The sequence below is a fragment of the Bradyrhizobium zhengyangense genome (assembly GCF_022012555.1).
Classification (GTDB): Bacteria; Pseudomonadota; Alphaproteobacteria; order Rhizobiales; family Xanthobacteraceae; genus Bradyrhizobium; species Bradyrhizobium zhengyangense.
On sequence record NZ_JAKLTZ010000043.1, the window covers coordinates 1 to 13,034 of the forward strand.

The 13,034-nt window shown below is 58.8% G+C and carries 8 protein-coding genes and 4 pseudogenes; 10 read left to right on the forward strand and 2 right to left on the reverse strand.

Annotated elements, in window-relative coordinates:
- The 7 genes and pseudogenes from L6639_RS41985 to ald all read left to right on the forward strand — a co-directional run.
- A pseudogene (locus L6639_RS41985) lies at positions 1 to 178 on the forward strand (ISNCY family transposase); the annotation flags it as partial.
- Positions 108 to 602 (forward strand): transposase, encoded by a 495-nt coding sequence (locus tag L6639_RS43695; protein ID WP_206733559.1) that lies wholly within the window; start codon positions 108 to 110, stop codon positions 600 to 602. The pseudogene L6639_RS41985 and the gene L6639_RS43695, both read left to right, overlap by 71 nt.
- Positions 603 to 856: 254 nt before the next feature.
- A pseudogene (locus tag L6639_RS41990) lies at positions 857 to 1,158 on the forward strand (transposase); the annotation flags it as partial.
- 71 nt (positions 1,159 to 1,229) lie between these two features.
- Positions 1,230 to 1,958, forward strand: a pseudogene (locus L6639_RS41995) (Mu transposase domain-containing protein); the annotation flags it as partial.
- Positions 1,959 to 2,789: 831 nt separating this feature from the next.
- A complete protein-coding gene (locus L6639_RS42000) occupies positions 2,790 to 3,992 on the forward strand; it encodes a M20 family metallopeptidase (RefSeq protein WP_128929852.1) in 1,203 nt (400 codons plus the stop codon).
- A gap of 322 nt (positions 3,993 to 4,314) precedes the next feature.
- Positions 4,315 to 5,082 (forward strand): M24 family metallopeptidase, encoded by a 768-nt coding sequence (locus L6639_RS42005; RefSeq protein WP_232995624.1) that lies wholly within the window; start codon positions 4,315 to 4,317, stop codon positions 5,080 to 5,082.
- 869 nt (positions 5,083 to 5,951) lie between these two features.
- Entirely contained in the window at positions 5,952 to 7,064 is a 1,113-nt protein-coding gene (gene ald, locus L6639_RS42010; protein ID WP_128929853.1) for an alanine dehydrogenase, read from the forward strand.
- A gap of 254 nt (positions 7,065 to 7,318) precedes the next feature.
- Here the strand turns inward: ald and L6639_RS42015 are convergent, their stop codons facing one another.
- Positions 7,319 to 7,795 carry an Lrp/AsnC family transcriptional regulator gene (locus L6639_RS42015; RefSeq protein ID WP_128929854.1) on the reverse strand — a complete coding sequence of 159 codons (477 nt, stop codon included), beginning with the start codon at positions 7,793 to 7,795 and terminating at the stop codon, positions 7,319 to 7,321.
- Positions 7,796 to 7,953: 158 nt separating this feature from the next.
- Between L6639_RS42015 and L6639_RS42020 the strand changes: the two genes are divergently transcribed.
- The 3 genes and pseudogenes from L6639_RS42020 to L6639_RS42030 all read left to right on the forward strand — a co-directional run.
- On the forward strand, positions 7,954 to 9,468 hold the full coding sequence (locus L6639_RS42020) for an NAD-dependent succinate-semialdehyde dehydrogenase (RefSeq protein ID WP_128929855.1): 1,515 nt from the start codon (positions 7,954 to 7,956) through the stop codon (positions 9,466 to 9,468).
- A 9-nt stretch (positions 9,469 to 9,477) separates the two neighbouring features.
- Positions 9,478 to 10,878 carry an aminotransferase gene (locus L6639_RS42025; RefSeq protein WP_128929856.1) on the forward strand — a complete coding sequence of 467 codons (1,401 nt, stop codon included), beginning with the start codon at positions 9,478 to 9,480 and terminating at the stop codon, positions 10,876 to 10,878.
- 495 nt (positions 10,879 to 11,373) lie between these two features.
- A pseudogene (locus L6639_RS42030) lies at positions 11,374 to 11,560 on the forward strand (IS66 family transposase zinc-finger binding domain-containing protein); the annotation flags it as partial.
- 288 nt (positions 11,561 to 11,848) lie between these two features.
- Here the strand turns inward: L6639_RS42030 and L6639_RS42035 are convergent.
- Positions 11,849 to 12,349, reverse strand: coding sequence for a group II intron maturase-specific domain-containing protein (locus L6639_RS42035; RefSeq protein WP_206733229.1), 501 nt, complete (start codon positions 12,347 to 12,349; stop codon positions 11,849 to 11,851).
- Between the last annotated feature and the right edge of the window lie 685 nt (positions 12,350 to 13,034).

Below are 13,034 nucleotides of genomic sequence, written 5' to 3' on the forward strand. Positions count from 1 at the left end.
CCTGGAAGCGGCCGAGCTGCTGGCCGCACTCTGTCGATCAGCGCGGCTGTTCGTAAACTTCTTCCAACCCTCGTTCAAACTGTTAGCCAAGCAGCGCGACAGTGCTCGTGTACGCAAGACATACAGCGCGCCGGCAACGCCTCACCAGCGCCTGGCAGCGGACGTCCGCACGCCTGAAGGGTCAGATCGCCGCGGAAAGCCTTGAGCCGGGTGCGATTGCAATCGATATCGCCCGCCGCCATGGCTGCCGGACACAGCAGGTACATGACTGGCGACGCCGGGCGCGTTCAACAACTGGTGCTGCCGGCTTCGGCAGATGCAATATCGTTCGTGCCTTTGGTGTCGGAATCGTCGCCACCGGCGGCTGCGGAGCCTCCGCCAGCATACACTTCGATACGCGGCGACAATGGTCCTCTTATGTCGTCCGAATGGTCTCCACTATGAGCACCCTTGCCGCCAATCCCAATTCGTGCGCGCTGCGCGACGTCGTCGATGCCGAGCAAATCCTCACTGCAATGCGTCGACTCATAAGTCAGCACCGCCACCTTTGCAGACGGGGGAGCTGGCGCAGCCGTTGCGAGCATCGATGCAGACGTCGCTAAGTGCTTGAGCGCCTGCGCTCGGCGTGCGAGAAATCGCTGTGATCCTACTCGAGTGGGCTAAATTTCCATTGTCGCACCCGCAATCCGCCGAATGAGCAAACTTCCGGTTTTTGACATCGTGGTCCTGTACCGGGGTCGTGGTCGAGTAACTCAGCCATTCGGCTTCGCCCTCACAGATCCGGGCGGGCAGACTTCCCGCACCCGGCTCTTCCCGAGCGTAACCCGCGTCATATGCGCGCCTGCGCCCTCGAGTGATGCGTGGAACGGAAAGACGGAAGCGAGCCGTCAGGGTCTCGAACTCCGGCCATCTCTTGCGCGAGATGATCGGCTTTGCTGCCCAGCGGCTGATGGAGCTGGAAGTCGAAGGCCAGGTCGGTGCAGCCTACGGCGAGAAGAACCCCGAGCGTCTGGCCCAGCGCAACGGTGAGCTTCGACCGGACCTGGGAGACCTGGCCGGCACGGTCGAGCTTCGCATCCCAAGCTGCGCAAGGGCTCCTACTTCCCGGGTTTCCTGGAGCCGCGCCGGATGGCCGAGAAGGCGCTCACCGCCGTGGTCTGTCGATTCCGAGGTCATCGCGCGCACCGTACCGATTTGATGGCGCGCGGAGTTCCGAAATGATCGCGCGCTTCGTTGCGGTCATGGGCGCATCCAGCTTGTCATTCCCGCTAGCGACGTGGACCGAGCAGCTCGGCGACTGGATCGCGGGAAACGACGCGGCCTACAGCTTTTTTGGTGACGCGACGCAACTGCTGGTGCCCACAACGCCAAGATCGCGGTGATCGAGGCCTGCCTCTGTGACCCCATAGTCGACCGCAGCTACAGCGATATGGCGCAGCATTCCGGCACGGCCGCCTCGCCCGAGAGATAAGGCAAAGGTCGAGGCCTGCGGTGGGAATCATCGAGCGTTGGCTGCTGCGGCGGTTGCGCAACCGAACTTTTTACAGCCTGGCCGAACTCAACCGCGCGATCGCCTAGTGGCTGGCCAAGCTCAATGACGAACGGGTACTGCGTCAGTATGGCCGCATACGGCGCCAGCTTTCGAGGAAATTGATGCGCCAATTCTCAAACCGCTTCCGGGCCAGCCGTGGGTCCATGCCGAATGGCGGGTCGGGCTCGACTATCACGTCGAGATCGAACAACACCATATTCGGTGCCCTATCGCTTCGCCCGCCGCTGAGTTAGACTAGAAGCGCGGATCAGCGCACGAACGATTGAACCCTCCTTGGAGGCGAGCGTGCATATGCGTGGCAGTGGCAACGGGCGGCACACGACGATCAGCGCCACATGCCCTCCAGCCACCGGCGCTATGCGAGTGGACGCCGGCAAAGATCTGCAGGGAGGGAGGCCGGTCCGGCCCGATACTGCGCTAGTCGACCGGATCATCGAGGACCTGAAGCGAAAGATCTTAACCATGCCCGCCAACAGTTATACTGGCTGACTCGTTCTGCTCGCTACGAATTCATGAGAATCTCCGCAGCCAGCTCGCCGAGCGCCACGTCAGTCGTGGGCCGTAGCGGAGCGCTTTTGGTACAGCCAGCATACCCTGAGCGGAAAGCAGCGGATCGATGTAGGCTAGCGCACCTCCTATTGCGACATCCCGCACGATGAGGGTAAACGAGGTCACCGCGTAGATGCCCTCGCACGCGACGACCGTTCCAATGGCGTCCCGGATTTCCGCGCCTCATGTGCTCGGCTGTCCACAATACCGGCCGATGCCTCGCCTTGCGTGAAAGCCTGGAGCTGGGGTACGGAGCTGCGACGTGTCGCAATGATATTGTCATTTGCAGCCGCAATTATTTTGAAGGCCGGCGCCATATTTGCCCAAAGACCCACCATTTCCTTCGGCAGAGGCGCGAACGAGCAGCGCTGGAGCGGCCGATCGACTGGAGAGCATTCAGGGAGCAGGGCGCAGGCCTCGGATAGAGGATGACCAAAGAGCTGAGAAGCTGACGGCTCCGGGGCCGTGATGGTAGTCCCGATCGACAGGCGCGCCGTTAGCTTGTTTTGGTTGTGCAGGGCCTCTTCCGAGGCCCTGCGATCCGGCGCCCGCCAGGATCAGATGCTCTCAGATTGTGCGCATCGGACGACAACCTTGCAGCATTGCTGCGCGATAGCCACGCTAGTCGCTGCTCCCCGCCTACCCGACCTGCTACATTGACTCAAGCGTCAACTGGAAGGCCGCGAAGATGAAGAGGACTACAAACACAAGCGCAAACAATCTGCTTTCCAGTTCCGAAAAGGACGTGGTGATCGAAATGCGGCATGCTATGCATCGCGAGCCGGAGCTTTCCAACAACGAGTGGAAAACTCAACAGCGGATCCGCGAAACGCTTGAACGGTTTGGGCTGTTCGATGCGAAGACCTTTCACAAAACCGGCCTTTACGTCGACATCCACGGTTTAGCCTCCGGGCCGCAGCGCTCCGTCGCCATACGGGGCGACATCGATGCCTTGCCGATCCAGGAAACCCGGGACGACTTGTCCTATCAGTCCCGGGTCCCAGGTCATATGCATGCGTGCGGTCATGACCTGCATGCGTCGATCGCTATGGGTACCGCACTTGCGTTTCATCGGATGCGAGAGAGCTTTTCTGGCAAGCTTCGCGTGTTTTTCCAGCCCGCCGAGGAGGCGGAGCCACTCGGCGGACGATCAGTGGCTGAGCAGGGCCTGCTTAGCGGCTTCCACGCTGCTGTTGGGTTCCACGTCAAAACTGATTTGCCCGCGGGGATGTTCGGCGCACGCCCAGGCGCTGTGACACAATCCGCCGATCAGTTCGCGATCACACTTATCGGGACCATGGCCCACGGCGCGAGGCCGCATGCGGGCGTGGATGCAATTGCGATGGCCGGGGCATTCATCAATGAGGTCCAAAAGGTCGTGTCGCGGGAAATGCCCTTCGATGACGGGGCGATCGTCACAATCGGGACGATTGCAGGTGGCGAAGCCACAAATATCATTTGCCCGTCAGTTACGATGACCGGAACTATCAGAACAAGCCGTTGTGAGCGGAGAGAGCTCCTGGTTCAGCGCGTGCGAGAAATAGCTGAAGGGGTCGCGACGATGCACCGCGGGAAAGCGGAGTTCTCCCACAAATTCGGTGAACCGCCGGTCATTAACAACGACGTGATGGTTGACAGGTTTCGGCGGCTGGTGGTCGAGACCGTGGGCAAAGACAAGTTTTCCGACCTGAAGTCGTCGAGCGCAGGCGGCGGCAGCGACGATTTCGGATTCTACTCCGCGTGCGTGCCCTCGATCTACTTCTGGTTTGGCAGCAAGGAGCAAGGCAACGAGTCCGGCGTGCACACGCCAACTTTCGGAGCCTCGGACGATCTGCTCGTTCCGACAGCTGAGCTCGCGATCAGGTACTGCTTGGAGATGCTGAATTCGTAGCGGCGCCGATGTACGATCCCGCCACAAATGACACGAAAAGATCCGCCGGCCCGCCCTCGATCCACGCGAGAGAACGACCCACTCTTTCCAGAAGGAGTTTGCACATGGCAATGCCTAAGGCTTCGCAAGCATTCGCCCGCGGCGGGTATCTGCGGAGATTATCCGCCGTCAAGTCGGAGATAGAGCGGCGAAGGTCGAAGCGGTGGTCACGGCTCCGGCTAACATCATATATCTCTCCGGATACACTTCGAGGTCGGGCTATGTTCCGCGGGGGCTGGTCGTGACTTTAACGGATGAGTAGCCGACCTTCCTGACGCGCAGAATGGTCTGGCCGGCGGCGATCCATCAGATGTTTGTCGATCGCAGTCGTGTCACTGGTTATTCGGAGGCGCTCATCGCTACCCCGAACGGGAGGAGACCATCGACTTCATCTTGGACGATGGCGTCGGCCGCAAATGGACCGGTCTGGAAGAACGGCTCTTGCCCGCTGACAGTTAAGAAGTTCAAATCTCGCTCGACAGGCGCGAACATCGTCTACTGCACTAACGCCGTGACCCGGATCCGCGGCGTGAAATCGGACTCGGAATTCGCGATGATGCGGGAAGCTACCGCTATTTCCGACGCCGGCATGCTCAAAGCGAGAGACGTTATCCGCTCAGGCGCGCGCGAGGCCAATGAATCCGCCGAGGTCATTGCAACATTGGTGCGCAGCGCTAACGGCAAGCCCAGCACGGATTTTGCGGGCCTCTTCTTTGCGCTGCGCACGCATCTCCACGTGTCACATTCGCTGGACCGAAGACGTCTTCCAGACGGGCTCGCAGAGCAATTTCGAGTTCAGCGGCGGGCGTCATGGCTAGACCTCTCCGCTGATGCGCACGATGTCGCGATCGGTAAGCCGTCGGATCACATACGCCGGTTGCATGAAGGGAACGTTGCCAGGTTGGAAGCTGCACTTGCCGCCGCCAAACCCGGCAGGACCTGCAGCGACGTCGCCATAGCTTTCAACTCCAACTTGAAAACGCGATGGCTTGGTGAAGGAGTCTCGGTGCGGCTACGCCGTCGCGATAGATTGGACGGAACCTACAGCTAGCTTGAAGGACGGCGATAACACGGTCCTCAAGCCGAATACGACATTTCACCTCATGCTTGAAAACTGGATCGATGAAGACGTGGTTATGTGATCAGCGAAACCTTCCGCATACCGACGTTGCAGGTGAACCATTCACGAAGTTGCCGCGCGAGCTATTCGAACTCTGACGCGCAATCCGCTGCGGCCTCAGCGATTCCAGGCCTGCCGCTAGTGCGTTAAGGTCTCTCAAAGGAGAACAATGGGCCACTCTCGCTCGCAGCACTCGCCTTCTTGCACGAGGACACCGGTTTTCAACACTAGGCGTCCGCAGATAGGTGGCCCGGTCGCGGTGCTGATTGCGCCGAGCCGTAGTCCATCGCAATATCCCGGGCTCGCGCCTGCGCTCGTCATCACCAAGACCGAAGGTGGACGCGATCGTCACAATCGGAAAGGCCGCTTTCGAGCGATCATTGACAGCCGCTCCATGATGCTCACAATCTCTGAGCGTATCGTTGCCATTCGATCGGCGAGCCCTGGCGGCATGCGCGCGTTGCTGGGCAACTGTTCCGCCATAAATATCCGCCGGGATTCATGCAGCTTTTGCGTGGAGCGGGACAGAGGGGATGTTTCGCCCAGAGCCCCGTGGAGGAACCGAAGGCCGTTAAATACGTGAAAATCGCTGTGCGAAACTTCCTTTGGATCGATGTGTCGGCTGCCACTGTGCCGATTGCGGCGCCAGGAATAGCAAACCATCACCATCTCGCGCACTCTGCTGGAATTGTGCGCAAGAACGCCGAGGTTGCTGAATTTCTGCGTCGTTCGCCGGTCCCTTCTCAATTTCACCGCGTGGTTCCGATTAGAAGTGGTTCAGCAAAAGCGGAGATTGCAAGATGCAAGTCGGTGTTCCCAAGGAAATCAAAACACACGAATATCGCGTGGGCCTGACCCCTGGAGCTGTCCGGGAATATGTGGCTGCCGGCCACCAAGTATTGGTGGAGGCCAATGCCGGCGCTGGCATCGGGGCAAGCGACGAGGAATACCGGAAGGCCGGTGCAACAATCGCCGCGGCTGCTCGGGAGGTGTTTGCATCGAGCGAGATGGTAGTCAAGGTCAAGGAGCCGCAGCCGTCCGAATGGGTCCAGCTCCGAGAGAATCAGATCCTCTTCACCTATCTGCATCTGGCGCCCGATCCGGAGCAGGCAAAAGGACTGCTGAAATCGGGTTGCACAGCGATCGCCTATGAAACCGTCACCGACTCGAACGGGGGCTTGCCGTTGCTTGCGCCAATGAGCGAAGTCGCGGGCCGGCTCACGATCGAGGCTGCCGGCGCGGCCCTAAAACGGTACAGCGGCGGGCGGGGGTTATTGATCGGCGGCGTGCCTGGCGTTCAGCCCGCTCGTATCGTTGTCATCGGTGGCGGTGTCGTCGGTACGCATGCCGCCCGAATGGCAGCCGGTTTGGGTGCGGAAGTCACCGTCATCGACCGTTCGATCAACCGCCTTCGCGAACTGGACGAGCTATTCGAGGGCCGCGTCCGCACCAGGTACTCGACCATCGACAGCGTTGAAGAGGAAGTCTCTGCCGCAGACGTCGTTATTGGCGCCGTGCTCGTCCCAGGAGCCAGTGCACCGAAGCTGGTGTCGCGCAAGATGCTGAGCTCGATGAAGCAAGGCTCTGTGGTCGTTGACGTCGCGATCGATCAAGGCGGTTGCTTTGAGACGTCGCGTGCCACCACCCATGCTGATCCAACCTACGAAGTCGACGGCGTGATCCACTATTGCGTTGCCAACATGCCCGGTGCAGTCCCGCTTACCTCAAGTCAGGCCCTCAACAACGCAACTTTGCCTTTTGGCTTGGCTTTGGCAAACAAGGGCTTTGCGGCCGTGCTTGAAAATCCGCACTTGCGCGCTGGCCTGAACGTCTATCGGGGCCGGTTGACCTACAAGGCAGTGGCAGAGAGTCTCGGCCTACCATTTTCACCGATCGAACAGGCTGCGGCCTGATCTCCCAGGCCCCCTAGGGGCGTTTCCTCCCTAACTTGAAGGGGCCACCCTTGGAGTGGCCCCTCCTTTTTTTGCTTTCAAGCACCATTCTGGCACGTAATTCGACCAAGCCCACTGGGGCGAGTTCGTTAGGCCTGTTTTGGGTTGAAGAGGATTGTGAGAAGTCAGAATTGTCAGAGCTTTCGGTATGGTTCTCATTCTTTCACGAGTGCTCAAAACAGCTGGACCGTCGGGACGTCGCGATCAAAGATCGCTTATCTGTCCGGTGGCATTTCGATTGGAACTGCAAACCCCGATTTTACGCGGTCCATGATGACCATGGTTTTGAACCCCTTAATATCGGGGTTCTCGTAAAAGAAGCGTCTGGTGAAAAGCTCGTAGTCCTCCATCGTGCGAGCCGTTATGTACAGAACGAAGTCTGCATCGCCCGTGACATAGAAGCCATTTACGACTTCACTCGACGTTTTGATGGCCTTCTTGAATTTGTCGATGATATCGGAGCGCTCCCGCTCGAGATTCACGAGGACAAGCATCTGAATCGGCCTTCCCACTGCTCTTGCCGAGACGATGGACACATCCGACTCAATGATTCCTTCCGAACGGAGCCTCTTCAACCTTCTCTGACACGCCGTGGGGGAAAGCCCCGCCATTTCGCCAATGACCTCGGACGTGAGGCGATTGTTTTTTTGCACGATCTCCAGGATGCGTGCATCTATCCGATCGTAACGCATAGCGGTTGTCTCCAGCCCTAAGCTGCGTTTCGTCGCAAGGCATCAATGCTTTGCAGGAATTCATCCCGCGCACCGAAAATGCGACGCAAATCTGTTTGCGTCACTAGTATCCTGATTACTCCAGCAATTTCAATAAGTGACGGCGCGGGAGTTTCAAAATGGGTGTTCAAGGCTTTCGGCACAGACGCCCGGAGTGGGGTGGCCTCGCTATGCGGCACCTTCGAACTCTCAGACGACGAGACTTTTTAGCGGGGGCAGCGTTCATCGACGGCAAGTGGACGGACGGCGGGCAGAAGGACGCGGTTGTCGACCCCGCGACGGGGGAGGAAATCGCGGAAGCTGCCCGTTGCTCGGCGGCCGACATGGAGCTGGCAATCGGAGCAGCAGAGAAGTCGTTTGTTGCATGGAGGCGTCTGCTGCCCACCGAGCGAGGAGTGATCCTCAAATCTTGGGCGTCCCTGATCCGCGGCCATTCAGAGGATCTCGCCGTTCTTATGACCAGCGAGCAAGGAAAGCCTCTGGCGGAGGCACGCTACGAGATCACATATGGCGCGGGCTTTCTGGAATGGTTTGCCGCTGAAGGCGAGCGCACCTATGGCGAGACCATTCCGAGTCACAAAGCGGGAAGCCTGCTTCATGTGCGAATGCAGCCAATCGGTGTTGCGGCGGCGATCACGCCATGGAATTTTCCAATCGCGATGATCACGAGAAAGGCGGGAGCTGCTCTTGCCGCGGGCTGCCCGATCGTCGTGAAGCCGGCTCCCGAGACGCCATTGTCGGCCCTTGCCCTGGCTAGGTTGGCCGAAGAAGCTGGTATTCCGCGTGGCGTATTTCAGGTGCTTGTCGGTGATTCAATCGAGCTTTCGAAACCACTGTTGCGCGATACGAGGGTGCGAGCTCTTTCGTTTACTGGTTCTACCGAAGTTGGGCGCCTGCTTCTGGCAGAGGCGGCACAAACCGTGAAGAAAGTGTCGCTTGAGCTGGGGGGCCACGCTCCGTGCATCATCTTTGACGACGTCGATGTCGACAAGGCGGTTAAGGGAGCGATGGACGCAAAGTTCACCACTTCGGGCCAGGACTGTCTCGCCGCCAATCGCATCTACGTGCATAGAAAGATCTACCGCGCCTTCGTCGAGGCGTTTGCCACCCCTATTTCTCAGCTCAGAGTCGGGCACGGCCTGGAAACGACAACTGATATAGGGCCGATGACAAAGCTGTCGGTTGCCAACAAATGCAGGGCCCACATCGACGACGCCGCAAAAAAGGGGGCGCGGGTGTTTTGCGCCGACAAGGGCGCAAGTTTGGGTGCAAACTTCGTTCCTCCGACGTTGCTCAGCGATGTCACCGACCACATGCTGATCACGCATGAAGAAACCTTCGGGCCGGTTGCTGCCGTGCTCCCGTTCGATTCTGAGGCGGAGGTTGTATCCAGGGCGAACGCCAGCGAAATGGGGCTGGCTGGATACATCTACACAAACAACCTTCGCCGGGCGCTCCGCCTTTCTGAGCAGATCGAGTGCGGCATGCTCGGAATCAATACAGCTTCCTTTACTGGACCGCCCATTCCGTTCGGAGGCTGGAAGCAGTCCGGACTCGGACGAGAAGGGTCGAAGCACGGTTTAGCAGAGTACATGGAACACAAATACGTCTGTTTCGGCGATTTGGCGGCATAGGAGAACTATATGATTGATATCAAGACCATCGCTGAGCGAGATCGTTCCAGTGTTCTGCATCCCTTCACGCAGCTGAAGGATTTCGCGAGCGGCAAGCTTGGCGATCCCACAATCGTCACAGGTGGTAAAGGGATATCCATTCGGGATGCGGAGGGCCGAACATACATCGATGGCTTTGCCGGTCTCTACTGTGTCAATATCGGCTATGGGCGTACCGAAGTTGCCGAGGCCATCGCAAGGCAGGCCTATCAGCTCGCATATTACCACACGTACGCTGCTCACACGACCGAAGAGCTCGCAAAGCTTTCGCATCGCCTCGTGCAAATGGCACCGGGAAACGCCAGCAAAGTCTTCTACGGACTTTCCGGATCGGATGCCAACGAAACTCAGGCCAAGCTCGTCTGGTATTACAACAATCTGCGTGGTCAGCCGAAGAAGAAGAAGATCATCTCTCGCGAGCGCGGTTATCACGGGTGCTCGGTCATTTCTGGATCAATGACGGGAATGTCGTTCTATCACGATCAAATGGACCTTCCGTTTCCGGGTATTCTGCACACAGGCACTCCCCACCATTATTGGGGCGCTGAGCACGGGGAATCGGAGGAGGCCTTTTCTCGTCGGCGTGCGGCCGAACTCGAAGAGCTAATTGTGCGGGAGGGCGCGGAAACGGTCGGCGCGTTTATTGCCGAGCCTGTCCTTGGTACCGGAGGCATCACACCGCCGCCCAGCGGGTATTGGCGGGAGATTCAGGCCGTACTCAGGCGGTATGACGTTCTTCTCATCGCCGATGAGGTGATCTGTGGATTCGGGCGAACCGGGGCCGACTTTGGCAGTACTCTATACGGGATGGAGCCGGATCTCGTAACGGTCGCCAAGGGGCTCACCTCGGGCTACATGCCGCTCTCGGCAGCCATCGTGGGGGAGAAGGTTTACTCTGTTATGGAGGGGGCCGCCGATCGCGTTGGCGCATTCTCACACGGTTACACCTACTCGGGTCATCCGATCGCTGCCGCCGCCGCCAACGCAGTGCTCGATATCGTTGAAAAGGAGCAGCTCAGCAATCGCGCCAGGGTGGTCGGCGCGCACTTTCAAAAGCGGCTTAAGGAAAGGTTCGCTCAATTGGAGATCGCTGGCGAAGTTCGCGGCGTCGGCTTGCTCGGCGCTATCGAGTTTGTCGCGGACCGTCACACGAAGCGACGGTTCGACGCCCAGCTCAAAGTCGGCGCCCGCATCTCGAAGGCTGCTCGCGAGCGGGGACTTATTGCTCGGGCAATGCCGCATGGCGATATTCTGGGTTTTGCTCCGCCTCTTGTCGTCTCGGAAGGCGAGATTGATGAGATTGTCGAGCTTGCCTATCAGGCAACCAGGCAAGTCATTGACGAACTCGCCAGGGAGCCCGCAAGCGTTTAGAAACTCCGCATTCCACGCCCGGCACGTGTCGCACATCGGGCGCGCTTCATGAGTGAAGGTCATCCTCACCGTGAGGCGACCCGATCCGTTCTGAGCTAACTCAAGTAGCACCGGGCCGCCGCGGCAAATGCCCAGTTACACGGACTTTGTCAATCCTAGGAACTACGTCCGAATGGGGCAGGTCGCGCGCCCTAACGACCCAATGGTGGTGCGGAAGGTGCTGGCAAACGCGAGCGGAGAGATCTTCTCGCCCTTCGACTGGGCGCAAGCCATTTATCGCACCTCTGGCGGCGGTGGCCCTTCAGTTCATCTGAAGAAGGAGAGCAGGTGACTCTGTGGTATTCCTCCGTTGCGGGCCGTCTTGTTTGACGGACGCGAACGCTGCAGGTCCTACGGGTAATCCTGGGAGAAGCACTATGCCGATTTCGAGGGGCGGAGGTGATCACATCGGCCGAGCGGCGGCGCCGGTGGTCGCAGGATGAGAAGGAACGGCTTGTTGCAGCACTGGGCGAGGATGTGACCGAGACGTTGGGAGATCCCGCGCCGGTTCAAGGTCATCGAGACCGTGCGAGAGAAGTTCACTTGCCGCGATTGCGAGAAGATCAGCCAGCCGCCGGCACCGTTCCATGCCACGCCGCGCGGCTTCATCGGTCCGCAATTGCTGGCGACGATCCTGTTCGACAGTGGGGTCGAGGACTGGCGCGCCGCTTAACCAGTTTTCCCGGTCATGCACGTTTCCAGCCCCCGCCACATCGCACGCAGCATGCAGATTTCCCGCACTACGCGCTCCCATTTGCTTCATGACAAGGCTTATGGACCTATCATGTTGGAGCAGCTTTTACTTCGGCGGCACTCGCCCGGTAGCCGTTGAACAGCTTCAAGGTGTCGTACAGCCACGAGTTACTCCACTGCTTCCAGCCGAAGCCCTTTTGTTTCCGTGCCTTCGCCAGATGGCGTCTGACCTTCCTCTCTACCCAGTCTCTGATGTAGGGAAGCATTTACTGGAATCGCCTATCCGGAAGTAGTTTACCCATCCTCGGAGCTTTGGATTGATCAGGCTTATCACCCGACTAATCGGTTGCGACCGATAGCTGCCAAACACTTCCTTGAGCCCCCGCAGAAGCGCCGTCCGCTTTTTGAGCTTGGGCGTGTAATACGGCCGCATCACTCCGCGCAGACTGCGGAGATAGCGGAAGTCGATTCCCAGGAAGCCGAAGCTCTCGCCTCGGGCCAGGTCAACTATGCGACTCTTCTCATCATTCACCTCAACCTGTAACTTGGCGAACTCCTCCCGCAAGCGCTTGTTTATAGCGCCGAGCAGCCAGTCATGTCGCTGGTGGGCATAGATCAAGACAACCATATCGTCAGCAAAACGTGCATATTCGATATTGGTGTACTTGCCGCGACGTGTAACTTCACGTGCTCGCTCCAGCATCTTGTCCACCTCATTGAGGTAGAGGTTACTGAGCAAGGGTGAAAATTACGCCGCCTTGCGGAACGCCTTTCTTGCCAGAAGCTTTCAGCACAAGCCGCAGAAGATGCATGACGTCCCCATCATCAACCCGCAGGGCTACCTTCTCCAGAATCCGATCATGCCGGACGTTGTCGAAGTAGGCCCGCAAATCAAGATCGAGAACCCGCGTCTTCCGCTCAGCTATTGCTTTAGCAACTCGCTTGATCGCTTCATGTGTTGTCCGCTTGGGAACGATCCCGGTTGGAAATCCGCCTCGAATACAGGTTCGAGTATGAGCTTGAGCGCCCCTGTACCTCTCTGTCGCGGATAGCCGGAATCGACAGAACGCGGACCTTGGAGCCCCCGTCCTTCGGTATTTCCCGCTTCCTTGATGGAAGTGGCTTATAAGTGCGCTCGATCAGTTCGTCTCGTAATTGCTCGAGCAGAGACTCCACGCCTCGCGCTTCGATGGCTTCGAACGTCACCCCGTTATAGCGCGACAATCAGGATGAGAGCGCGCATTGCCTCGCCTTAATTGTTACCGGATGCTGAGCCGTTGCCTCACGTAAATTGCTCCCCTGGATCGGGAACAAGCGGGGGCGCAGATGGGGTGGCTGAGCATGGCAACGCGGAAGGAACTGACGGCGGCGGCGGGCGCGCGCTATCGGCGTTCGGATCGTGCGAAGAAGGCGCGGATATTAGA